We start from the raw sequence: 22,558 nt of genomic DNA, 5'->3' as shown, positions 1-22,558 counted from the left end.
AAGGGGGAGGGTGAAGGAAGACGCCCCCCAGACACACTCCAGAAACAAGATTCAACACTCCGGAAAAACTAGCGAAAACATCGCCTGTCATAAGCATCCTCGCAGCGGCCGAAGCGGGCCGCGGCACAACGCAAAGAAATGGTCCGCAAACATGCAACGACGTTCGACCGGATGGATGGCTGCCCTGACAGGCATTTCGCTCGCCATGCTTGCGGTCGCGCAGCCGGGTGCGCAAGCGGCGGTTACCCGAAGCGAATATTGCAGCCGGCTCGGTCTTCAGCTCGACGGGGCCATTCAAACGAAAGCCGAACCCGGGGCCAATGCAAGTCAGATCGCCGAGGCAACCGCGCTCCAGGACAAGGCGAACCGGTTTTGTGCCGAGCGCAAGCAGGCACAAGGCATCAGGACCTACGCCAACGCCCTGAAGCTTCTTGGAGTGACGCCCGTCGACCTGAACCAGTGAACAACAGCCGTCAACCGTTTGACTCCTGATATCCTCCCGGGAAAAGGCCGCCACTCGCGAAAGCGAGGGCGGCTTTTTTCTTGGCCATGCAGTTCCAGGACGTGCATTGCGGAATTGCATCCGGAGTTGCGTGAAAACAAACACTTACAGCAGTTCGAAGATTCAAGACTTGCGGCCGGCTTCGGTCTTCGCACCGACGCAGGAATCGGGTGTCGGTTGCCGGTATGACATGCGATGGCTGACTTGCCACAGCAGAGGGACGTCCATGCTCACGCTCCACGACTATTTGCCATCGCAAAATGGCTGGAAGGTCCGCGTCCTCCTCGGGCTGCTCGACATCGCCTATGACAGTCGCCTTGTCTCGATTTTCGAGGGCGAGAGCCGCACCAATGTCTTCCTTGCTCTCAATCCGGCCGGTGCGGTTCCCGTGCTTCAGCTCGAAGACGGCAGCGCCATCGCCGAATCCAATGCGATCCTCACCTACCTCGCCGAAGGGACGCCCTTTCTGCCGTCGGACCGCTATCAGTGCGCCAAAATCATGCAGTGGCTGTTCTTCGAACAATACAATGTCGAGCCAGTCATCGGCTCGCTGCGCTTCTGGACCTTGACCGGAAGGCTCGAGCGCAACCAGGGCATGGTTGCGGGCAAGCGCGAAGCCGGAGCCCGCACACTCGCCGCACTCAACCGCAGCCTTGGCGATGTCCCATTTCTCGTCGGAAACGACGTCACGATCGCTGATATCGCCGTCTTTGCCTACGCCCATCGCGCTGAGGATTGCGGCTTCTCGCTGACGGATTACCCGGCTTTCGCCGCGTGGACTGGCCGCGTGCGCGATGCCATCGGTCCCGGCTATCCCGTGCACCCTTACAGCATCGATCCGCACTCCGGCGCCTGAGCGGCTTACTTCTTGCTCTGCGGATGGATCGTCTCGCCGCGCTTGAGCATCGCCACGAAAGTCTCGATCTTCTTCTTGCGCCCAGCCTCGGTCTTCATGTTGTGGGTGCGGAAGGCGAGCGCGAAGCGGTTCTGCGCGCCGAGCTTTGCCAGCATCTCTTTCGCCTGCGGCTCGGCATCGATGGCAGCTTGCAAGTCATCGGGGATTTTCATGTCACTGGCATAGGCGCGTGCCCAGCGACCGTCGGCCTTGGCCGCCTCGACCTGCTTCAGCCCATTCTCGGTCATGCGGCCCTCCTCGACCAGCCGCGCGACATTGTCGATGTTGATCTGGCTCCAGGTGCTCTTCCTGCCGCGCGGCGTGTAGCGCTGCAGGAAACTCTTCTCGTCCAGTCCCTTGCGCACCGCATCGATCCACCCGAAGCACAGCACCACGTCGATGGCTTCCTTGGGCGTGATCGACTTCAGTCCCGAAGCCACCTTGTGCACCTTGATCCAGACTTCGGTCTCCGTGGCGTGGTGCTTGCCGAGCCAGGCGTAGAAGCTGGCAGGATCCGGAAACTCGTGGACCTTGTCGGGATCGACCTTGACCGGCGCCATCAGCCGGCCTGCCCGTTCGGTGCTGTTGTCGCTCGCGACACCACATCCCCTGCCTTCATTGTCTTGCCTCCGCATCGTTCCCATCGTCACTGCTCAGCATCGTGGCACAGATCGTTGTCAGTTTCCGTCAGCAAACTTGTCGGGCGCGTACAGCGTTCCTTCGCGCGCCCTTCTGTCCTGAGCATTTTTCTCCCGGCCCCGCTGTGGAAAATCTCGGAATACCTGCCATGCTCGTGCTTGGGCACGCCATCTCGCTTCCGGGGGAATACACCATGAAATCTCTGCTCCTCGCCCTCGCCTTGTTGCTGCCGACCCCGGCCCTCGCCGAGCCGATCGAAACCCCGAAGATCATCACGGCGGTGACCGGCGACTTCAACGGCGATGGCGCCGTCGACCTTGCCATGGTGGTCGAGACCGAGCCAGGCCACCCTATGGACGTTCACTTCTTCCTCCGGGACAAGGAGCACAATTACCTCAAGCCCGTCGAGATCGTGCACGGGCAGATCCTCGGCGAATGGAACAACTACGACCACCCGGGCAACGAGAACTCCGACACCGAGCCGGAACTGACGATGCTGCCCAACGGCTCGATCAAATTCTACCTGCCGGCGATGCCAGTCGGCAGCAAACGGACCGACATGACCCTGACCATCGCCTGGCGCAACGGTGCCTTCATCGTCGCCGGCTTTGCCTATGACCATTGTGACTATATGGAGGAGAATGCCGAAAGCGCCTGCGAGTACAATGTGCTGACCGGCAAAGGCACCAGCAGCGAAAAGCAGCCGGACGGCAGCACGAAGCACAACACCGTCTCGGTCGAAGGCCAGACCATCGCCTTCAAGGACTGGAACCCGGGCACCACCTTCACCGCTTGCGGCGACTGACCGGCGCCTCTTCGACCGACTTCAGCTTGGTGGCGGCGCTGCCGGCGTCAGCCCGTGGCGGCGCATGATGTCCATCATCCTCGCCTTGTCCGGCGGACCGCCGGCGGCGGCGTTGAGCAAGCCGAAAGCCTCGCGGAAATAGTCCGGGCCGATCGCCGCCGGCGAAATGACGCACAGCGCCTTCGCATCCATGCTGCCATTGTTGTCGAAGCGGTGGACCGCGCCGCGTGGAATGCACAGTGCCTCCCCGGGTCCGACCTCGATCGGCTTGCCGTTGACGGTCCAGGTCAGCACGCCGTCAATGCCATAGATCGTCTCTTCATAGTGGTCGTGGCTGTGCGCCGGCGCCGGTAGCCGCTGCGCGCCGGGCACCATCAGCTCGAAGGCGGCAACGCTGCCGTTCGAATTGTCGCCCGTCACCAGGAAGCGAACTGACAGACCCGTGGTGCCGATGATTTCATTGGCTGGATTGACCTGAAGATTCATGACTGACATTGCGCGAACCCCTCCAGTAAATTACATTTACTAGCTATCAGTAAACTCAATTTACCGGATCGTCAATGGCCACCTCAGCGGAAGTTCTGCAGACCAAGACCGAGAACCTGTTGATCGGCGCCCTGCTGCGCGTGCCGGCACAAGCGATCCAGCGGCGGCTGATCAAGGAGCTCAACGCCGCCGGTTTCGACGAATTGCGCCTGCCGCATATGGCGGTGCTGCAGTTTCCCGGACCGGACGGCGCGCGGCCCGGCACCATCGCCGAGCGTGCCGGCATGAGCAAGCAGGCCATCAACCAACTGCTCAGCAGTCTCGAAGGGTACGGCTATCTCGTCCGCTCCGACATTCCCGGCGAGGGCAGTGCACGCGTGGTGCGGTCCACAGAACGCGGCCATGCCGCCTTCTGGAAAATGGTCGATATCCTGCGCGACATAGAGGAGGAGTGGCGCATCGAGCTTGGACCGGAGCGCTTTGCCCAGCTGAAAGCTTTGCTGTTTGTCGTCTGGGAAAGTCCGCTGGTGCGCTGAGCCCGATGAAGCGCTACTGCAGCTGCGGCTTCTTCAGGAAACTGCCGCGATCGGCGGACTTGACGCGCAGCCAGGTTTCGCGGCCGTCGCGCAACACGCGCATCGGGATCTCTGCACCGGCCGAACCGCTCTCCCACAGCTTGCGATAGAAATCTGCCAGCCCGTCGACCGCGCCGTCGCGGATGTCGGAGATGATGTCGCCCTGGCGCAGGCCGGCCTTGGCTGCCGGGCCGCCTTCGGTCACGCTCATCACCACCACCTTGCCGTCGCTTTCGGCCGACAGGGCGCCGAGCCACGGGCGCGGCGGCTTGGCCACCTGGCCACGTGTCAGGAGATCGTCGAGAATGGGCGGCAACAGGTCGATCGGCACCACCATGTTGATATCGGCGACTTCGCCGTTGCGGCTCATCTGCAGGCGCAGCGAACCGATGCCGAGCAGCGAGCCGTCGGCGCCAAACAGTCCGGCGCCGCCCCAGGACGGGTGCGCCGGCGCAATGAAGATCGCCTCGTCGAGCAGATACTCCCAATAACCCGCGAATTCCTGCTTGGTGACGATCCTGGCCTGTACCGACTGTCCGATACCATCGGCCAGCACGACGGCGTCGCCGATCCTGGCCTTGCCGGCATCGCCCAGCGCCACCGCCGGCAGGCCGAGCGGCGCCAGTGACTGCACCAGCCCAAAACCCGATTCCTGGTCATAGGCCAGCGCGTGCGCGGGGATGACGCGGCCGTCATGGCTGGTCAGCCAGACTTCTTCCGCCTCGGTGATGAGATAGCCGATGGTCAGCACCAGTCCATCATTGCGAATGACGACGCCACTGCCTTCCCTGAGCGTGCCGAGTGCCCCGGCCGTAAAGGCATCTTCGGGGACGGTGGCCCGCACGGCAACGACCGAGCGCGAATTGGGGTTGATGGTCATGCTTTTGTCCTGCGATGCAATGCTCTGGCGGCTCCTCTTATAGGTATGCCTCGGAGGCGATGGTGCAAGGGGTGGAGTTCTTCCTTCTCCTGTCGTGGGAGAAGGCAGGAACTTCACCGACATCGACAATAGTTCAACGCAAGTTGAACTTCCGCGTTTGCCGCCCTAATTGTAGGAGGATAAGCCCACCCGTTCCCGCCCATCCTTCCCCCGAACACGAGGCCCCGAGATGACCGAATACACCCCGCCGAAAGTATGGACCTGGAACAAGCCGAGTGGCGGCACTTTTGCCAGCATCAACCGGCCGATCGCCGGCCCCACGCATGACAAAGAACTGCCCATCGGCAAGCACCCGCTGCAGCTCTATTCGCTGGCGACGCCGAATGGCGTCAAGGTGACGGTCATGCTGGAAGAGCTTCTGGCACGCGGCCACAAGGGCGCCGAATACGATGCCTGGCTGATCAGGATCAACGATGGCGACCAGTTCGGCAGCGGCTTCGTCGAGGTCAACCCCAACTCCAAGATCCCCGCTCTGATGGACCGCAGCGGCGCCACGCCGGTGCGCATCTTCGAATCCGGCTCGATCCTGGTCTATCTCGCCGAAAAATTCGGCGAATTCCTGCCTACCGAACAGCCGGCGCGCGCCGAAGTGCTGTCCTGGCTGTTCTGGCAGATGGGCTCGGCGCCATATCTGGGCGGCGGCTTCGGCCATTTCTACGCCTATGCGCCGGAAAAGTTCGAATATGCCATCGACCGCTTCTCGATGGAGGTGAAGCGCCAGATGGACGTGCTCGACCGTCGGCTGGCCGAGAGTGAATATCTCGGCGGCAAGGACTACTCCATCGCCGACATGGCGGTGTGGCCCTGGTATGGCGGCCTGGCACTCGGCCGCATGTACAATGATTCCGGCGAGTTCCTGTCGGTGCAAGAATACAAGCATGTGCAGCGTTGGGCGAAAGCGATCGACGCCCGCCCGGCGGTCAAGCGCGGCCGCATGGTCAACCGCGCCTTCGGCGAGCCTGCCCTGCAACTGCACGAGCGCCACGACGCCAGCGACTTCGACACGAACACGCAGGACAAGCTTGCGGCCGAGTGAACTGAACGGCTAGAGCAATTCCAGGAAAAGTGTGAAACGGTTTTCCGTCCGGAATTGCGTCAAAACAATGAGCTGCAGCGGTTCGCTGTTTCCGTGAAACGGCGAACCGCTGTAGCGCGCAACCTCCCTCTCCTGTGAGGGAGGTTGGCAGCTTCAACCCGCCCGCCTCGTGTCGACGGCCGACATCCACAGCCCGTCGATGTCGGCAAGAAATGTCTCGTCGATCTCGTCGAGATGGTTCCAGTACATGCCGTCCTCGTAGAAATAGCCGAGGTCCCTCTCGATCTCCTCGGCCTTTTCGGCCTTGTCGAGCCGGATGCTGCCAAGAATGTCCGCCTTCATGGCGGCAATCCGCGTAAGCGAAAGACCGCCAAGCTCGTCGAAGGCAAGCCTGGGAAACATCAGCCGGCTGCGCGGCAGGTCGGACAGATTGATGCACAGGCAGCCATGCTTCAACGCCTGGATAAGCAGGCGCGCGGACTTGGCCTCGAGGTTGCGCAGGGTGACGTCGTCGCGCAGCGGATCGGGATGGCCGATGCCATAGAAATGCGTCTTGTCCGGCCGGTCGTAGATCATGTCGCAGCCCAGGAATGCCAGCACATCGGGCTTCTGGCTGTGAATGGTCCAATATGCGGCGGTCAGCGCCATCGTGGCGCCGGCATAGACGAAGCCACCGAAGGCGTTCTGCGCCGGAACATACTGCGTGGCGCTGAATATCTGGGCCTGGCGCAAGGTCGCGTCGTGCGGCAGCCGGTCCGACGGGAAATCGCCGGCATGGACGAGGAAATCCCAGTCGGGCCGCACCCGCCAGGCATTGTTGATGGCGACGATCCGGCTGAACGCCTGCTTCGGCCAGGGCTCGCAACGCACCGCGTCGGGCGCGCTGCCAAGCAGAAGCAGGATGCGGGGTGCGTCATCGCTAGCAGTTTCGATGGGCGGGGTGGTCATCGAAGGGCTTTCAGGTCTCGGCCGAAAGGCCGGCTGCACATCGACATATGCCGGCTCGCGAACGTTCGCACGGCTGCAACCCTGCACCCTGGTGGACGACTTTGCCAGCCCGATGCATGCCGCGACGCCAGCGATTTCCAGACGAAGACGCAAGGACGGGCTGGCCGCTGGATAGGCCACGGCAAAGTCGGCCTCAAAACTAAAGCCCGCCACCGACGCGGTGTCGGGGCGGGCTTTTCCCAAGGCAAGCCTGGCGTGGCGCGGGCACCCCCGCGTCAAATATCGATCAGTTCAGGACTTCGACGATCTGATGGGTCTCGGGATCGACCAGGACAGTCTGGTCGTTGATGACGGCGACGCGGTACTTGACGTTGGGCACTTCGCGCAGTTGGACCGTATCCGGCACTGGCGAGCCGAGCTTGAGCTCGACGCCCAGAAGGTTCACCGACGCCAGTGGCTCCTTCTTGATGTACTCGCGAACGATAGTGTTCTGTTCCGGCTGGACGACGATGACATCTTCCGCCAGCGCCGCACCAATGCCGCTCATCAAGACAACCACGGCCGCCGCACTCATAAGATAAAGTTTCATGACAATCTCCTTAAGGGCTCTGAAAATCCGCCCTGCATGAAAACTCCATGATTGCCTTGAGGTTCCATCTCGATTTTACGAATACACGAATAAATAGAATTGGCTGAACGCCGACGCATATTATTGTCTCACTTCGGCGACAAGCCAAAGATATTTCCTAATTTTCCGACGAGGTACAGATAAATTGTGAATCCGGGTGATTTTTGGATCTATAGCCTGGATCCGACGGGGCTATGCCCCGAATGGAAAGCCACCTCGGTGCGAGACAATGATCGCAAAACGCGGCACATCGGCTTCACCCGCAATCTCAATTGAGGGCGGCGGTCGATTTTTGCTGCAACATCTTAGGATTGGCTAACGTAGAGAGCGCAATGTCGTTCCCGCCGCTTTTCCGGCGCCACGAAAAAGGCTCGCTCTGCCGGGAGCAGAGCGAGCCTTGAACGGCGCCGGCGGAGGTGGCAGCCTTCACCGGTCACGCCAGGAAAACGCGAAGCGTCGGAACTGGTTCCGACCTTTGGCGGCCTCTGCGCCGACGCAGCCTCCAAGCCTGTCGCGGATGCAACCATGTCGCCGCGATGACGTTGTGGCGAAAATCTCCAAAGCGCCATTCCTGATCGATCCCGGGTTTCAGCCAACCCGAGTGCCCGGCCTCAAAACCAGACACCGTCGCGATGCAGCGGCGAGACAGCGTCGCCTGGATCCTGGCTGGTCGCGGCATGGTGCGCGCGCCCGAAGATCAGCCTCACGACGAGCACGAAGTAGCCGACCTGCACAACAAGCAGTGTCACGATCGTCCAGGCAAATGCCTCCCAGAAAGAACCGGTGGCCATATAGGTCCAGACCGCGACAATGACGGCCGTGGCTGACATCCCCACAAGAAACTGTCCAAAATACATCGTTCCACAATCGTTGAACCGCCCCGGTTCCAACGACTCCCTGCCAAATTCCCGTTACCCGCGGACAATTTTCCATTATTTTAGCAACTTCGCAAGTATGTGATCGCCGCCCGGTACGCGCTTACGAAATTTGTTGCGCGCCGGCCTGGTCGGGAGCAATTTGATGCTCACGGACTGGGGTAACGGAGAAAACAAGTCCGGGGGATGGGGAAATGACGCTCAAACTGATCGGGGCCGGTTTCGGCCGCACTGGCACGTGGTCGACCTTTGCCGCGCTGAACAGGCTCGGCCTGCCGTCCTACCACATGCAGGAAGTGATCATGAACAAGGCCAACAAGGGCCATCTCGATTTCTGGCGCAAGGTGGCCAACAGCCCGGCGGGCAGCCAGCACGACTGGAACCGTGTGTTCGCCAACTATACGGCCACCGTCGACAATCCCGGCTGTTGCGTGTGGAAGGAACTGATGGCCGCCTACCCCGACGCCAAGGTGTTGCTGACGCTCCATCCGCGCGGCGCCGAAGCCTGGTATGAGAGCACGATCGACACGATCTACTTCACCAAGAACGTCTGGCAGTTCAAGATCCTCGAATGGCTGACGCCGTTCGGCCGGAAATTCGGGGACATGTCGAGCAAGCTGGTGTGGGGCCGCACCCTGGAAGGCGTGATGGACGACCGCACCAGGGCGGTGGCGCGCTACAACGCCTATATCGAAGAGGTGAAGGCAGCGGTGCCGCCGCAAAAGCTGCTGGTCTACAAGGTGACCGAAGGCTGGGCTCCACTTTGCGAGTTCCTCGGCGTGGCCCTGCCCAACGAGCCCTTCCCCAACCTCAACGACCGCGAGACGATCAAGAAGATCATCCGCGACATCATCAAGGGCTCCTACATCATGCTGGGGCTGGCGATCGCGGCGATAGTGGCCGTGGTTGCGGCGCTGTGGTGGTGGCTGGGCTAGAGCAATTCCAGGAAAAGTGCGAAGCGGTTTTCCCGGAAAAGCGCATAGCGCTTTCCCTTGGGAATTGCGTCAAAACAACGAGATAGAGCGGTTCAGCGCTTCCGTGAAACGATGAACCGCTCTGACCTCCAAGCCGTCGGCAAATCCAGAACCAGTCCTTGCCCGGCGGGCACGGAACAAACGCCGTGAGCCGAGGCACCAGGACGTGGGAGGGAAGGAGATAGGCGACACTCAGCCACTGCGATGTCCTGCGCCATAAAGCGCCTTCACGCATCTCCGTAATGCCGACGTAATACCCCGGAGCTACCCCCACCGGCGAACGATCCAGCCGTGTGGGATGCATCTTGACCATCGAAACGAGCAGGCGTGCCTGGCTGCACGACACCGTCGGCGTTGTCAGCCAGATCCTGGGCCTCTGCAGGCGCCTGGGTGTCGGACAAGCGCGGGTTTTCCTGACCCGGTTCGCGTTGAAGCCGGTGAGCTTCTTCAAATGGTTCCGCTTCCTGTCCGGCTTCCGGCGGCGGCATAGGCTCGGCTGCCCCAATGACGATCTGCTGCGCAAGAAGCCCTACAAGTTCTTTGCCCTTGGTCTGTCAGGTCATCGCGGCTTCGATCTTCTGGCCGACCATTTCAATCTGGCGGCAGCAGGCCTGCCGCGAGGGCTGCTAGAGGCGGCATGGCGCGGGCGGCCGATGGACATCGGCATGGTAAGCGGGCGGCGCGATGCCTATGGCTTGAGCATGCTTCTCTCCGTCCATTCCGGCAGCAGCCACGAAGGCGCCTTCTCGATCAAGCTGACGCGGCAGAGCGACCGGCTCGATCTGGTCACGCTGAGCTTCATCCTCTACCGGCTGGGTGACAGCCGCTACACGGTCGCCATCGGCGGGATCCAGGGCAGCCGGGAGTCCCGGCGCGCCGTCATCGACGCCACGCGCGACCTGTGCGGCCTGCGGCCGAAGGATGCCACGCTGCTCGTTGTCGAAGGCATCGCGATCGGCGGCGGCGCCGGACATTTTCTCGGCGTCTCCGACGTCAGGCACACCATCAATTTCCGCACGCCGAAAAAACGGCTCGGCAAACATGCGGACATGGATAAATACTGGCTCGACCGTGGTGGATGCCAAGGCGGTGAATTCGGCTTCACGATGCCGGTGCGGAACCATGATATCTCGCCACCGCTCGGCCGGCGCGAGTCCTGCAAGTTCGAATTCCTGGCTATCGGCAGGACCCTGTTCGCATCGCGGCCCGCACCGCGCCGAGATGTGACGGCGTGACTTCGAAACTTGCCAAAACCACATTTTCTATGCCCGGATTGTTGGCGAAGGCGATTGGCCAGCTAAGGTTTTTGCCCGGGCATTATATCAGTTTTGACTAAAATATCGGAACGTCCAATGGACATTGCCGGAACCGAACAAGGCCCCTCGGACCTTTGTCTCTGGCAGCTAAGACCTTGGTCCTACAGGAAAAAGCAAAAGCCCGATGTGACCGATTGAAGCCCTGACAAGGGAACATCGGGCCTCGCTTGTCGTTTGTCGCCAAGGCTCCGGCATGACAACAGCCGGCGCCCAATTCGGAGAACAGCGCGATGCCCCATCGATCCACCATCATCAAAACAGGCCACGGCCCGGGCACGGCGATCGCCGTGCTCATGGTTGGATTGATGGCTGTGGGCGCCGTGTTCATCGTTCTGGGCAGCTCGCTCTACTTCGGCGAGCAGCCGTCGGATCAACGCGCGCTGTCCTCCCCACCCGCCCGATCGATCCAGGCGGCGGATGGCAGAGCGGCAAACTGATCGAGTCTGCACCACGCTCGACAACCTTTTATCCACCGAAGCGGTTTGACGGCGCTTGCAATAATATTAGAGGAAGCGAATATAGGAAGTCGGCCGGCGACCGCCAGAAGTCGGCCGGGCCCGGCGTGCCTCCCTTTGCACCTGGCCGCCGGGCCATTTTTCTCCCTTGCCGTTTTGCCCTCACGCGCCAGCGGTGCGGCGCGCGTCAGCGCACCACCATCTTGCCGTCCCTGGCCACCGCCTTGCCCCGGCGATAGACCGTGCGGTCCTTGGGCACCGCCACCACCGCCTCGGGCACATGCTGCGCCGGCAGGGTGACGAAGTCGGCGCTGGCGCCGACCGCAAGGCCGTAGCTCGCCAGCCCAAGCGCTTTCGCCCCGGCATGGGTCACCATTTCGAAGGCGGCGGCCAGTTCGTGGTCCTCGTAGAAGCCGGAGCGGTAGCCGATCATGTTGGCGCGGCTCAGCATGTCGCCATCGCCATAGGGCCACCAGGAATCGCGGATGTTGTCGGAGCCGCCGAACACGGTGACGCCGGCCTGCCTGAGCGCCGCCACCGGCGGGAAAGCGTGGTTGCCCGGCGCATTGGTCATGATCGCGACATCGGAGGCAGCAAGCATCTCGCCGGCCTTCAGCAAAGCGTCGGCTGGAATATCGCCCAGCCCATAGGCATGGCTGACGGCGACGTTGCCCTGCATGCCCAGCGCCCTTGTCCGCGCGGCGATCTCCTCGACCTGGAACAGGCCGAGCGTGCCGCCATCATGCAGATGGATGTCGACGCCGGCGCCGTGTTTTTGCGCCAGGCCGAACACGACGTCGAGATGGCCGCTGACGTCGCGATCGAAGCTGGCGGGGTCGAGCCCGCCGATCAGGTCGCAGCCGAGCTTCAGCGCCTCGTCGAGAAGCTCCGGCGTGCCCGGCGAGGCGAGGATGCCGCTCTGAGGGAAGGCGACGAGCTGGATGTCGATGAGGTCGCGATAGTGTTCGCGCACTGTCAGGATCGTTTCCAGATGTGTCAGGCCGACCGAGCCGTCGACCATCACATGGCTGCGCATGGCGAGACTGCCATGGCCGATGCAGAGCTCGAGCTGGTTCTTCGCCCGCTCCGCCATCGGGGCGGCGGCGGCCAGATTCCTGGCCTGGAAGGCGACACGCTCGCGCACGTCGAAACCATTGTTACAAGGGATGTGCGGACGCCAGGCATCGCCATAAAAGGACGTGTCGAGATGGATATGGCCCTCGACGAAGGCGGGCACGACAAGCTGCCCCCCAAGATCGACAATGGCAAGGTCGACAATGCCAAGGCCGATGCCGGCGAGATCGGCCGTCTTCTGGGCCGGCACGATTGCGCTGAAGCGCCCGTCGGTCACTGTGAGGTCGACCAGCGAGCCGTCGGCCAGCCTGGCGTTGAGGAAAATCGTCTGTTCTTTCAAGGGCGCCATCCATCGGTTGCAGCGCCAGTCGTCGCTGCTCGCCGGCTGGCGGTCAATGCGGCAGGAAAGAGAAACTGTTTCTAATGCATGTCGCCCAAAAGCGATCTCGGTTTTGGGAACTTAAAGCGCGTCGCCGGAATCCGTTCAAACGCGACGCGCTTTAGGCACGCCGAAATCCCGGGGGCCGAATCCGCACTTTGGCCTCGGCCTATTCCGCTTTCGCGGAAGTTTCGACCGGCACGCAATATGCAATGCTGCTAATGCGGCGGTACGAGCCGCCCTGGTTGACGCGGGCGCCCGAGCCATCCCAACAATGCGCCCCCCCGTCCGCGTCGACCACGGCAGCCGCTTGGCGCGCCATTATGCGATCCGCGAAGCGACAGCCTGCCGTGACCTTCGTTGCGGCTTCAGCCGCCGACCAGCGCCTTCGTCGTCACCAGATTGACGCCGGCTTCAGCGAATTCGCCATTGTGCCTGATGATGACCTGCTCGGCGCTCTCGCTGGCATTGTCCAGCGTGCTGTGGGCATCGGAAACCACGGTCACGCCGAGCCCTCTGGCGATCGCGCCCTTGACGGTCGCCGCCACGCAAAAATCGGTCTGTGCGCCCAGCAGCACGACGGCACCCGCGCCCTGCCCGTCAACCCAGTCGCCAAAGGCCGGATTGCTGAACGCATCGCGCACGGATTTGGCAAAGGTCGGCTCGTCGGCGGCCTGGCCAAGTGCCGGCCATACCGGCCAGCCCGGCTCGCCCGGCGCCAGCGGATCGCCTTCGGGTCCATCGTGCCTGATAAAAGCAACTCGGCGGCCGCCGCGCCGCGCCCAGTCGATCACCGCCCTGGTGCGCTCGACAATGCCTGGCGCATCATGGATCGGCGGCTCGTGCACGCCGTCGAACATGCCGGTCTGGAGATCAATGACAATGAGCGGCGCATTGTCCGCAAGGCTGGGAGCTGACATGGTTTTTACATAGCACGGCGGGCAAGGTGATCAAGGATTTGCTCACTCCGGCGCGCCGGCAAACAGCACCACGCCGTCGCCGCCGGTGGCCGGCCAATCCCTGATGGTGCGGTCGTTGCCGCCGGTCAGCACCGTACCGTCAGCGGCGAAGGCCACCGCATAGATCGGGCCGGTCCGGCTGTCGAACATCGCGATCTGGTTGCCGCTGTCCATGTCCCACAGCCGCGCCGTGCCATCGAGCGAGCCGGAGACCAGGCGCTTGCCGTCGGACGACAGGGCCAGTGCGTAAACGGTGCCCTCATGGCCTTCGAAGCGACGCACTTCGCGGCCGCTGTCGAGATCCCATAGCTTGATCGTGTAATCGCCGCTGCCGGTGACCAGATGGTGGCCGTCGGCGGTGAACACCGCACCATAGGTGCCTTGCTCGTGCCCGTGCCAGCTGCGCAGCTGCTTGCCGCTCTCGATATCCCAGAGTTTCAGCGTGCCATCGATGCTGCCGCTGAGGGCCTGCTTGCCATCGGGCGAGACGGCCACCGCGCTGACGGACCAGTCGTGCCGGCTCATGACGTGCAGCACAGTGCCCTTCTCGAGGTCCCAGACGATAACATTGCCCGTATCGTGCCCGCTGACGGCGCGTTTGCCGTCGAGGCTGATCGCCAGCTTGTTGACGCCGCCATTGCCGCCCGACGAGAAGACATGCAGCACCGCGCCATCGGAGAGTTTGCGCTGCACGATCTCGCCATCGTCACCGGCCGTCAGCGCGCTGACGCCATCGGGCATGAACAGCGCTGTGCGGGCCATGTCCTTGTGCACGCCGAGATCGCGGATCAGGTGCTTGCCGGCGATGTCCCAGAGCTTGATCGTGTGGTCGGTGCTGGCGCTCATGATCGAGTGCCCGTCGGGCGCCACCGCCAGCCAGACGACGGCGTCGCGGTGGCCCTCGGGCTGCGTCGGCAGCGGTGGCGGAGCCGGCGGCAGCGGCGCCACGGTGGGCGGCGGCATGACCGCGACCTCCGGTGGTGGCGGAGCGACGGGTGGCGGCACCAGGGCAGGCAAGGTCGGTGGCACGGGTGCCGCAGGCGGATTGGCGGCCTCTGGCGGCGAAGCAGCTGGGGGCGGTGTTGGCGGGGCTGCAGGCTCCAGGGCCGGCGGCGCGCTGACGACATCATTGCCCTTGGGTTCGTTGGTCTTCGGTCCCGGGATTTTTGGTTCGCTGGCCTTGGGTTGGTTTGGCGAAGCCACCTCGCCGCCCGAGCCGTACGCGCCCCACGGGAATTGATCGGCCAGCAACACCAGCACGGCAATCACCGGCAAAACAAGGAAGGCGCGCCGCAAGTTCGGCCGGCCCTTGGGCTCGGTCTCGGCGTCGCGGCCAAAAAGCGGCGCCCCACTGGGCTGGCGCGGCCGGCCGGGCAGCAGCCCGGCCCAAAACAATAAAGCGCCAAGCAGACAAAGCGCACCCACCGCCAGGAACACCACCGCCCACGGCGTGGCCGGACCATGCAGCATCCGCGCCATGGCGCTCCAAGTGAAATTCCTGCCGCCCAAGAGCAGATATGTGCGAACCAGGCAAGCCATGGCCGCCGCCAGCAGGGGAAGCGCAAACAGCCTGTCGGCCAACCTGTCCATCGGATGTCTTCCCCCAGGCCGTTCATTGGTGGCCCTGGCAACTTGACGTCGCCCGCGTGGTGCAATGGTCGAGACTACCAGCGGCGCGCTCCTATCGCCAAGAGCCCGCCACCCGACAGTTCATGCCAGGGGCACGCGCTCTTGCCGACGCTCGCATGCCTTCACCCGGCTTGGTTGACACATGTCGCGCATCTGCGCTCATCGCAAAGGGATTCAGGAGAGACCACGATGAAGAAGACTTACGCGAAGCCGACCTTCGTCAGGAAGGGCAGGCTTTCAGCCGTCACGGCAAACGGCCCGAGCAGCCCCACAATATAATCCCGGCGCATTCTGGCCGGATCGCGCCGGCGCTGGGGCAATTCCAGGATGGAATTGCCCGCAACAAAGAATTGGTGAGCGAGCACTTGTCGCTCATCATTGGACTTTTTGCGGATTTATTGCCTTCAGCCCGCGTTGAAAGCAAACGCCCTACTTCAACTCCACCCACACCGGCGCATGGTCGCTGGCGCCGTCCTCACCGCGCACGTCGCGATCAATGCCTGCGGCGGTCAGGCGCCGCGCCAGTTTCTTCGACAGCAGGATGTGGTCGAGCCTCAAGCCAGCATCGCGCGGCCAGCGGTTACGGCGATAGTCCCAGAAGGTGTAGAGCGTCTCCTTCGGGTGTTTCTTGCGCAGGCCGTCCGCCCAGCCCTGCTCGAGCAAGGCGGCGAAGGAAGCCCGGCTTTCCGGCTGCACCAGCGCGTTGTCGTCATAGGATCGGGTGGCGTAGATGTCGCGCGGCTCGGGCACGATGTTGTAGTCGCCGGCCAGCACCACCGGCAGGCCGGTGTCGAGCAGTTGTTCGGCATGCGCCTCCAGCCGCGCGTGCCAGGCGAGCTTGTATTGGAATTTCGGACCGGGCTGCGGGTTGCCGTTCGGCGCATAAAGGCAAGCGATGACAGTGCCGCTCACCGCCGCCTCGATGTAGCGGCTCTGCTTGTCGGCATCGTCGCCGGGCAAGGCATCGCGGGTCAGCACCGGTTCCGAACCCCGCGCCAGGATGGCAACGCCGTTCCAGGTCGGCTCGCCCTTCCACACAGCGCCATAGCCCGCCGCCGCAAGGGCCGAGCGCGGAAACTGCATGTCGCGCGCCTTCAGCTCCTGCAGGCAGACGACATCGGGCCTTGCGACGGCCAGCCATGCCAGCAGGTTTTCCAGCCGACTGTTGATGTTGTTGATGTTGAAGGAGGCGATTTTCATTGGCGGGTCAGGAGGCGATCCGACCCGACCACGCCTTCACCGTCTCCGCCAACGTCTTCAGATGATCAGCGGTCGAAAATCCCGAAACGCTCTTGCGTGGCTTGAGGTCATGGTCGCCGTCCTCTAGCCAAATCACCTCGATCGCATTGGAAAGGCCATAACCCGCAACCTCGTCCCTGGTGCCGAACTCGTCACGTGTGCCCTGGAAGATCAGCGTTGGCGTCTTCAATCCGGCCAGATGTTTTGTCCGCAATTGCTCGGGCTTGGCCGGCGGGTGAAAGGGATAGCCAAGGCACAGCAGGCCTGAAATCTCGCCCTTGGCAAACATCTCGTCGGCGACCATGGAGGCGACGCGCCCACCCATCGACTTGCCGCCGATGATAAGCGGACCGGTCACACCGTTGGCCCTCAGATCGGCGATCGCCTTGACATATTCCGGGTTCACCGTCTCGGCCCGCGGCGGCGGCTTGCGGTGGCCATAGCGGCGGGCGGCCATATAGTGAAACTCGAAGCGCGCGACCTGGAAACCGGCGGCGGCGAGCGCCTTGGCGGTGGCGGTCATCGAGGGAGAATCCATCGACGCACCGGCGCCGTGCGCGAGCAGGATGGTGATGGGGGCGGTGTCGGGACCGTCGAAGAGGAAGGTGGTCATGGTGTGATGTCTTGCGCGACGACGACGCGGCGGGACAGCGCCCCCCTCTGTCCTGCCGGACATCTCCCCCACAAGGGGGGAGATTGGCTGTCATCGCGGCCTTCACCAATCATGCTCACCCCGCTGTCCGCGCCAGCTGCAAATCCACGAACTGCACGCCCTTGGCCGCCACTCGCGCCCATTCCGAATCCGCGTCGAGCTCCAGATAGCGCACCCACAGTCGGCGTGCCTCCAGCAGATTGCCGGCGTCGAATTCCAGCCGGGCAAGGTTGAACACCGGATCGGCATAGCTCTTGTCGAGTGCGATCGCCTTCTGCAGGTGCCTCCGCGCCGAGGCCTCGCGGCCTTGCTCGCTCATCAGCCCGGCCAGGTTGAACCAGGCCTCGACGAAAGCCGGATCGAGCTTTATCGCGCTGATATAGTCATGCGCGGCGTCCGCAGCGTGGCCGCCGGCGCGCAGGCAGTTGGCGCGGTTGAAGGCGGCGATGGCATCGCTCGGGTCGATGGCCAGGCAGCGCTGGTAGAGCGCGGCGGCCCCATCATGGTCGCCGCCCTCCTCCGCCGCTTCGGCCTCGGCGAAGAGTTCTTCCAGCGTGTCGTCGCCCTCTGCCCCGGCGGTGCCGAGATCGAACAGCAACTGCCCGTCGAGTTCGCTCTGGCCGCCTTCGAGATAGATCGCGTCGGCGCGCCCATGCTGCGAACCGACATTGAGCGACTTGGCGGTCAGCGACGCCACCGGGCCGGAGCGGTGGACGGAGCGTGCGATCGCCCCCCACGTCGCACCGCCGGCGATGAGCCCGGCATATTTGCGCGCCAGGATCAGGTCACGGAAGGAATAGGGTTCTGCGTCATGCTCGAACGCATCGAACAGGCTGAGCAGGTCGAGATCGGCGCCCGATAGCCGCGACTGCTCGATCAGCGATTGCCGCGACAGCGAGGATGCCTCCGGCGCCTTCATCAGCCCGAGCAGGCGCAGGAAACCGTTCTCGCTGAGGAGCTTGTGCCCGGCCCCGCGCTCGGCGGCGACACGGCGCTCGATCTCGGCGTCACCGTTCTTGGAGAGCCCGGCCTTGGCCAACAGTGTCCGGCCGAACACGACATGCGTGGTCCGCCTGGTGACGCCGCGCCGCAGCTGGCCGTGCCGGCGCTCGACCTCGCGCGCCGCCAGCCTGAGCGGAAACGCCGCCAGTGCGCCGATGGTGCCGAAGACGGCCCCCAGGACGGCCGGTGCCGTCATTTCTTGCTCTTGCCGACCGCCTTCAGCAGATTGGCCTTCAGCGGATTTTCAGCCGCACCACCTGCGGCCGCCTTCTTCACGGCTGGCTTCGCCACTTCGTCGGCCTTGCTCTTCGACTTGGCCGGCGGCTTCGATTGCGACAGGCTCGCCTTCAACGCATCCATCAGATTGATGACATTGCCACGCTCGGGTGCCGCCGCGATGATCGGCTTGTGGCCCTTCAGCTTCTCGCGGATCATCGTCATGAGTGCTGCCTCGTAGCGGTCCTCATAGTTCTTCGGATCGAAGGTGGTTTCCTTCTGCTTGATCAGCGCTTCGGCGAGCTGCAGCATTTCGGCGTCGGGTTTTCCGGCCGGGATGTTGCCGAAATATTCAGCCGTGCCGCGCACTTCATTCGGGTTCCTCAAGGTACACACGAACATGCCGTTCTCGCGCGCGCCGATCGTCACCACGCGTTCCCGGCTGGACAGCACCAGGCGGGCGATCGCCAGCTTGCCGGATTTGCGCATCGCTTCGCGCAGCACGGCGAAGGTTTCTTCCGCCATCGCACCGTCGGGCGCCAGATAATATGGCGCATCCTGATAGATGACGTCGACCTCGCCCTCGTCGACGAAAGCCTCGATGTTCATCGTGTGGTTGGATTCGATGCGCACCGCGTCGAGGTCGGCATCATCGATGATGATGTACTGCTTGTCCTCATACTCGTAGCCCTTGACCAGATCCGAACGCTCGACCAGCCCGAGTTCCGGGTCGACCGGCTTCATGTTGATGCGGTTGTGGGTCTTCTTGTGCAGCTGGTTGAAGCTGATGCGTTCACTCGTGCTGCTCGCCGGATAGAGCCGGACCGGACAGCTGACGAGGCTGAGTTTGAGGTAACCTTTCCAACTTGCCCTGGGCGCCATGAAACTCTCCTACGCGGCCACGCACTGACGTTTGCTGCAGCGCTTTCGTCCGAAGGACGATTGGCGCTGCGCAAATCCTACACCGACCCCGAAAGATACAGGCAAATCCTGACGAAATCTTCCGCCATGCATTTGAGGTCGTGGACGGAGAATAATTCAAATTGTCGGAAGCGTCGATGGAGGGGGAACGCCGGCGGGACAGCCCCCTCTGTCCTGCCGGACATCTCCCCCACGAGGGGGGAGATTGGCGGCTTTGGCGCCGGCTCTCCCCTTGCAACATTGGAGATTGGCGAAGCCGAAGTGACATCCGATCTCCCCACCCGTGGGGGGAGATGTCCGGCAGGACAGAGGGGGGCGCGACGGATCGCGGCGGTCCTCACCGCGCGACCGCTCCCGCAACCACCGGCAGATCCCGCGCGAACTCATCGATATCCGCCCACGGATCGCCCGACGTCGCCAGCAGCCCCGGCAGCGACGAATAGTTCAGATCCTGCGGCGCATCGATGCTCTCAAGATCCGCCCAGCTCACCGGTGTCGAGGCCGGCAGATTGGTGCGGGCGCGCAGCGAGTAAGGTGCTGCCGAGGTGTGGCCGCGCGCATTGCGGTGGTAGTCGATGAAAATGCGCTTCTTGCGATTGTCCTTGCCCATGGTGGTGGTGAAGGTATCGGGCGCCGTCGCCGTCAGATGCGTGGCGATGGCGCTGGTTGCCTGGTGCAGCTTCTTCCAGTTCTGCTTGCCGGTTACCGGCACCGTGATGTGGATGCCGCTGCCGCCGGAGGTCTTGGCAAAGGGCACCAGCCCCAGCCCTTCCAGCTCACCCTTGATATGCACCGCCGCCTCGACCACCTCGCGCCAGGAAATCCCTTCGCCTGGATCGAGGTCGAAGACGATCTGGTCGGGTCTGTCGAGGTTGGTTCGATGCGTGCCCCAGGTGTGGAACTCGACGACGCCGAACTGCGCCAGTGCCAGATAGCCTTTGGCGCCTTCGACCGAGAGGTAGGATTTGGTTTCGCCCTCGGAATTGGTCGCCTCGAACGTCACCACCGAGGGCGGCATGCCGGTGAAGGCATGGCGCTGGAAGAAGCAATCCTTCGGCAGGCCGGTCGGGCAGCGCACCAGCGACACCGGCCGGCCGAGGATGTGCGGCAGCATGAAGTCCCCGACCAGCGCGTAATAGACGGCGATGTCGAGCTTGGTCGGGCCGGTCTTGCCGAACAGCCGCCGCGTCGGATTGGTCACCCAGATGGTGGCGAGATCGGCCTCGGCGATCAGCCGCTTGCGCTTGGCCGAGACGGGCGTCGACAGGCCGACATCCCTGAGACCGCGAAACACGCCATGGCGCAACGAATTGTCCGCCGTGCGGTTGGCATAATGGATACGCGCTGAAAACAACGGCTTCACCCAGTGCATCTCGCGCATGATTTCGCGCGGAACGCCTTCGGGCGCGGTGGCGCCTTCCCGCAGCGGCTGCAGCCTGGCGAGCAACTCACTGGCGGTGGCAGCGTCGAAGCCGGTGCCTACCTTGCCGCGATAGTGCAATTCACCGTCCTCCCACTCGGCCATGCCGAGTGCTGCCAGCCCCTCCGCCGCGTCCGATGTGGTGTAGCCGGCGATGACAAAATCGTCCTTCTGAAGCGCCTTGCACTTGGTCCAGCTCTTGGTGCGGCCGCTCTGGTAGGTCGCGGTGGCGTGCTTGGAGACGACGCCCTCCAGCCCGAGTTCCGACGCCTGGTCGTAGAGCCCCTGCCCCGAGCCCTCGACATGGTCGGAGAACTGGATGGCGGAATTGGCGCCGAGGCCGGACAGCATTTGCGCCAGCAGCGCCTTGCGCCGGATGAGTGGCACCTTGGTCAGGTCCCAGCCGTCGAGATGGAGAAGATCGAAGGCGTAGAAGTGCAACTTGTTGCCGGCGCCCTCGGCCAGCGCATCCTGCAGCAGCGCGAAGCGGCTGATGCCCTTGGCGTCGAGCACGACGATCTCGCCGTCGATGATGGCATCACGGCAGGGCAGCTTCGCGAAGGCATGCGGCAGGTCGCCATAGCGCTTCGTCCAGTCGATGCCGCCACGGGTGATCAGTCTGACCACGCCGTCAATGAGATGCGCCATGGTGCGGTAGCCGTCGAATTTGATCTCGTGCAGCCAGACCTCGCCCGTACCGCTCTTGGTGTCCTCGCCATCGGGCGGTTTTGGCACCTGCGTCGCCAGCTGCGGCTCGATGCGGCTGAGTGCCGGGGCCTTGAAGGCGCCCGGCAGCGTGCCTGGCTTCAGCGACCCCGGCTTGGGCTTGGCCGCCGGTTTCGCCGGCGCCACCAACTCCTCGATGCGTTTCCCGGATTTGACGCTTTCCGGCCGCGCCGTGAGGATGTCGAGCGCGGTGTCGGCGGCAAGGTCGCGCTCCTTGAACAGCAGCCAGTTTTTCTTGTTCTCGTCCTCGCCGGGTTTCGGTTTCAGCCTGGTCAGCATCCAGCCGCCATTGAGCTTGTCGCCGGCCAGCCGGAACTTGAAGGCGCCGGTCTTGAAACTCTTTTCGACGTCGTCCATCGGCGCCCAGGTGCCGGTATCCCAGACGATCATCGGCCCACCGCCATACTCGCCCTCGGGAATGACGCCCTCGAAGTCGATATATTCGAGCGGATGGTCCTCGGTCTGGACCGCCAGCCTTTTGTCGGCCGGATTGAGCGAAGGCCCACGCGGCACCGCCCAGCTCTTCAAGACATCGCCGACCTGCAGGCGCAGATCATAGTGGTCCGCGGTGGCGTGGTGCTTGTGGACGACGAAGCGGTTGCCGTCGCCGGCAATGAGCCCGCCAGCCGGTTCCGGCGTTTTGGTGAATTCGCGCTTGGCGCGATAGGGTTGGAGCTTTGGTGGAGTTGTCATGATCAAAGACCGAAGCGCGCGACAGGTGGAAACAACAACCGCCTCGTTCCTTCGCGCCCCCCTCTGTCCTGCCGGACATCTCCCCCACGAGGGGGAGATTGGCAGCCCGGGCGCCGGCTCTCCCCTCAAAACTTTGGAGATCGGCGAAGGACGTCGCGACATCCGATCTCCCCCCTTGTGGGGGAGATGTCCGGCAGGACAGAGGGGGGCGCCGTAGAGCGCTACGTTTGCACCACTCGCGATTGTTCACTTGGTCTCAATCGTCGGTGGCCGGCGTCAACTCAAGCTCCGCCGGCGACAGTCCTTGCTGCAGCTGGCTCAACCGGAATTCATCGACCCAATAAGCCTCGCCGTCGACCAGAACGCGGGCCTGGTAGGTGCCGGCCGAAAAACTCTGCGCGGTGATGTAGACCTTGTGGCGGTCGAGCGCCTTGCGCACCGCGGCGCGCTTGGAATTCTGGCCAATGACGGGACTGAACATGACGCTGCCCTCGGTCGCTCTGACACGCAACGCGACCGCTCTCCGCAGCCTGGCGACTGGGCTCAAGGATGACGGAGACGCGCCGTCCTGTCA

General features: G+C 63.4%; 24 protein-coding genes. 8 read left to right on the top strand and 16 right to left on the bottom strand.

Features of this window, described 5'->3' with window-relative positions:
• The first annotated feature begins 151 nt into the window (after positions 1-151).
• Positions 152-463: a hypothetical protein gene (locus HB777_05890; protein QND68675.1), complete on the top strand. Its 312-nt coding sequence runs from the start codon at positions 152-154 to the stop codon at positions 461-463.
• 265 nt (positions 464-728) lie between these two features.
• On the top strand, positions 729-1,358 hold the full coding sequence (locus HB777_05885; GenBank protein ID QND63482.1) for a glutathione S-transferase family protein: 630 nt from the start codon (positions 729-731) through the stop codon (positions 1,356-1,358).
• A gap of 5 nt (positions 1,359-1,363) precedes the next feature.
• Here HB777_05885 and HB777_05880 read toward each other — a convergent pair whose 3' ends face one another.
• Positions 1,364-1,957, bottom strand: a complete 594-nt coding sequence (locus HB777_05880) for a hypothetical protein (GenBank protein QND68674.1) — start codon at positions 1,955-1,957, stop codon at positions 1,364-1,366.
• Positions 1,958-2,229: 272 nt separating this feature from the next.
• On the opposite strand from HB777_05880, the gene HB777_05875 reads away from it, so the two are divergent.
• Complete coding sequence (locus HB777_05875) at positions 2,230-2,841, top strand: hypothetical protein (GenBank protein QND63481.1); 612 nt, start codon at positions 2,230-2,232, stop codon at positions 2,839-2,841.
• A 21-nt stretch (positions 2,842-2,862) separates the two neighbouring features.
• Here the strand turns inward: HB777_05875 and HB777_05870 are convergent, their stop codons facing one another.
• The gene (locus HB777_05870; GenBank protein ID QND63480.1) at positions 2,863-3,336 is read right to left on the bottom strand and encodes a cupin domain-containing protein; all 474 of its coding nucleotides are present in this window, start codon (positions 3,334-3,336) and stop codon (positions 2,863-2,865) included.
• Positions 3,337-3,401: 65 nt separating this feature from the next.
• Here HB777_05870 and HB777_05865 point away from each other — a divergent pair, with 65 nt between their 5' ends.
• On the top strand, positions 3,402-3,863 hold the full coding sequence (locus HB777_05865) for a winged helix-turn-helix transcriptional regulator (protein QND63479.1): 462 nt from the start codon (positions 3,402-3,404) through the stop codon (positions 3,861-3,863).
• Between the two features lie 13 nt (positions 3,864-3,876).
• Here the strand turns inward: HB777_05865 and HB777_05860 are convergent, their stop codons facing one another.
• On the bottom strand, positions 3,877-4,782 hold the full coding sequence (locus HB777_05860) for a serine protease (GenBank protein QND63478.1): 906 nt from the start codon (positions 4,780-4,782) through the stop codon (positions 3,877-3,879).
• Positions 4,783-5,011: 229 nt separating this feature from the next.
• Between HB777_05860 and yghU the strand changes: the two genes are divergently transcribed.
• Positions 5,012-5,878 (top strand): glutathione-dependent disulfide-bond oxidoreductase, encoded by an 867-nt coding sequence (gene yghU, locus HB777_05855; GenBank protein QND63477.1) that lies wholly within the window; start codon positions 5,012-5,014, stop codon positions 5,876-5,878.
• 153 nt (positions 5,879-6,031) lie between these two features.
• Here yghU and HB777_05850 read toward each other — a convergent pair whose 3' ends face one another.
• The 3 genes from HB777_05850 to HB777_05840 form a co-directional block, all read right to left on the bottom strand.
• Positions 6,032-6,826, bottom strand: coding sequence for a hypothetical protein (locus HB777_05850; protein QND63476.1), 795 nt, complete (start codon positions 6,824-6,826; stop codon positions 6,032-6,034).
• 286 nt (positions 6,827-7,112) lie between these two features.
• Positions 7,113-7,415 carry a DUF1236 domain-containing protein gene (locus tag HB777_05845; GenBank protein QND63475.1) on the bottom strand — a complete coding sequence of 101 codons (303 nt, stop codon included), beginning with the start codon at positions 7,413-7,415 and terminating at the stop codon, positions 7,113-7,115.
• Between the two features lie 650 nt (positions 7,416-8,065).
• On the bottom strand, positions 8,066-8,311 hold the full coding sequence (locus HB777_05840; GenBank protein ID QND63474.1) for a hypothetical protein: 246 nt from the start codon (positions 8,309-8,311) through the stop codon (positions 8,066-8,068).
• A gap of 212 nt (positions 8,312-8,523) precedes the next feature.
• Between HB777_05840 and HB777_05835 the strand changes: the two genes are divergently transcribed.
• The 3 genes from HB777_05835 (at position 8,524) to HB777_05825 (ending at position 11,056) form a co-directional block, all read left to right on the top strand.
• Entirely contained in the window at positions 8,524-9,264 is a 741-nt protein-coding gene (locus HB777_05835) for a hypothetical protein (GenBank protein QND63473.1), read from the top strand.
• Positions 9,265-9,608: 344 nt separating this feature from the next.
• Positions 9,609-10,538 carry a DUF535 domain-containing protein gene (locus tag HB777_05830; GenBank protein ID QND63472.1) on the top strand — a complete coding sequence of 310 codons (930 nt, stop codon included), beginning with the start codon at positions 9,609-9,611 and terminating at the stop codon, positions 10,536-10,538.
• Positions 10,539-10,849: 311 nt separating this feature from the next.
• On the top strand, positions 10,850-11,056 hold the full coding sequence (locus HB777_05825) for a hypothetical protein (protein QND63471.1): 207 nt from the start codon (positions 10,850-10,852) through the stop codon (positions 11,054-11,056).
• 205 nt (positions 11,057-11,261) lie between these two features.
• Here HB777_05825 and HB777_05820 read toward each other — a convergent pair whose 3' ends face one another.
• The 10 genes from HB777_05820 to HB777_05775 form a co-directional block, all read right to left on the bottom strand.
• Entirely contained in the window at positions 11,262-12,497 is a 1,236-nt protein-coding gene (locus HB777_05820; GenBank protein QND63470.1) for an amidohydrolase family protein, read from the bottom strand.
• Between the two features lie 398 nt (positions 12,498-12,895).
• The gene (locus tag HB777_05815) at positions 12,896-13,447 is read right to left on the bottom strand and encodes an isochorismatase family protein (protein QND63469.1); all 552 of its coding nucleotides are present in this window, start codon (positions 13,445-13,447) and stop codon (positions 12,896-12,898) included.
• 42 nt (positions 13,448-13,489) lie between these two features.
• Positions 13,490-15,076 (bottom strand): WD40 repeat domain-containing protein, encoded by a 1,587-nt coding sequence (locus HB777_05810; GenBank protein QND63468.1) that lies wholly within the window; start codon positions 15,074-15,076, stop codon positions 13,490-13,492.
• A 239-nt stretch (positions 15,077-15,315) separates the two neighbouring features.
• Complete coding sequence (locus tag HB777_05805; protein QND63467.1) at positions 15,316-15,480, bottom strand: hypothetical protein; 165 nt, start codon at positions 15,478-15,480, stop codon at positions 15,316-15,318.
• 64 nt (positions 15,481-15,544) lie between these two features.
• Entirely contained in the window at positions 15,545-16,315 is a 771-nt protein-coding gene (gene xth, locus HB777_05800) for an exodeoxyribonuclease III (GenBank protein QND63466.1), read from the bottom strand.
• Positions 16,316-16,322: 7 nt separating this feature from the next.
• Entirely contained in the window at positions 16,323-16,967 is a 645-nt protein-coding gene (locus tag HB777_05795) for an alpha/beta fold hydrolase (protein ID QND63465.1), read from the bottom strand.
• Between the two features lie 115 nt (positions 16,968-17,082).
• Positions 17,083-18,204 carry a tetratricopeptide repeat protein gene (locus HB777_05790; GenBank protein ID QND63464.1) on the bottom strand — a complete coding sequence of 374 codons (1,122 nt, stop codon included), beginning with the start codon at positions 18,202-18,204 and terminating at the stop codon, positions 17,083-17,085.
• Positions 18,201-19,106 (bottom strand): Ku protein, encoded by a 906-nt coding sequence (locus HB777_05785; GenBank protein ID QND63463.1) that lies wholly within the window; start codon positions 19,104-19,106, stop codon positions 18,201-18,203. The genes HB777_05790 and HB777_05785 overlap by 4 nt, the downstream gene beginning before the upstream one ends.
• Before the next feature lie 376 nt (positions 19,107-19,482).
• Positions 19,483-21,984 (bottom strand): DNA ligase D, encoded by a 2,502-nt coding sequence (gene ligD / locus HB777_05780; GenBank protein QND63462.1) that lies wholly within the window; start codon positions 21,982-21,984, stop codon positions 19,483-19,485.
• 256 nt (positions 21,985-22,240) lie between these two features.
• The gene (locus tag HB777_05775) at positions 22,241-22,465 is read right to left on the bottom strand and encodes a hypothetical protein (protein QND68673.1); all 225 of its coding nucleotides are present in this window, start codon (positions 22,463-22,465) and stop codon (positions 22,241-22,243) included.
• Positions 22,466-22,558: the final 93 nt, after the last annotated feature.

It is taken from the genome of Mesorhizobium loti, from assembly GCA_014189435.1.
GTDB classification, from domain to species: domain Bacteria; phylum Pseudomonadota; class Alphaproteobacteria; order Rhizobiales; family Rhizobiaceae; genus Mesorhizobium; species Mesorhizobium loti_G.
This window is presented reverse-complemented; position numbering and strand designations above follow the sequence as displayed.